This is a genomic window from Xanthomonas albilineans, assembly GCF_002939705.1.
Taxonomy (GTDB): Bacteria; Pseudomonadota; Gammaproteobacteria; order Xanthomonadales; family Xanthomonadaceae; genus Xanthomonas_A; species Xanthomonas_A albilineans.
Window position 1 is genome coordinate 1 of the sequence record NZ_MDCB01000117.1, and the last position, 357, is coordinate 357.

1 protein-coding gene is annotated in these 357 nt (G+C 64.1%); it reads right to left on the reverse strand.

Features of this window, described 5'->3' with window-relative positions:
* Positions 1-357: acyl-CoA synthetase family protein (locus tag XalbCFBP2523_RS16015; protein ID WP_146084163.1), on the reverse strand; the 357-nt coding region annotated here is incomplete at both ends.

The following is a 357-nucleotide window of genomic DNA, read 5'->3' on the forward strand; positions in this document are numbered from 1 at the left end:
ACCGACCCAATACGCCACCAGCCGTTTATCGTTCTCTGCGGCCGCATCCAGCGCCACCACCACGCACTCGCGCACATCCGCATGCGCGCTCAGCCGCGCCTCGATCTCGCCCAACTCGATGCGGAAACCGCGGATCTTGACCTGATGATCGTTGCGTCCGACAAACTCGATCGTCCCGTCGGCACGCCAACGCCCCAGATCGCCAGTGCGGTACATCCGCGCCGTTGGATCGGCGCTGAATGGATCGATGAGGAAACGCGCGGCAGTCAAATCGTCGCGGTTCAGATACCCACGTCCCACACCGTCACCACCGAGATACAACTCGCCCACCACCCCGATCGGCACCGGCGCACCGTG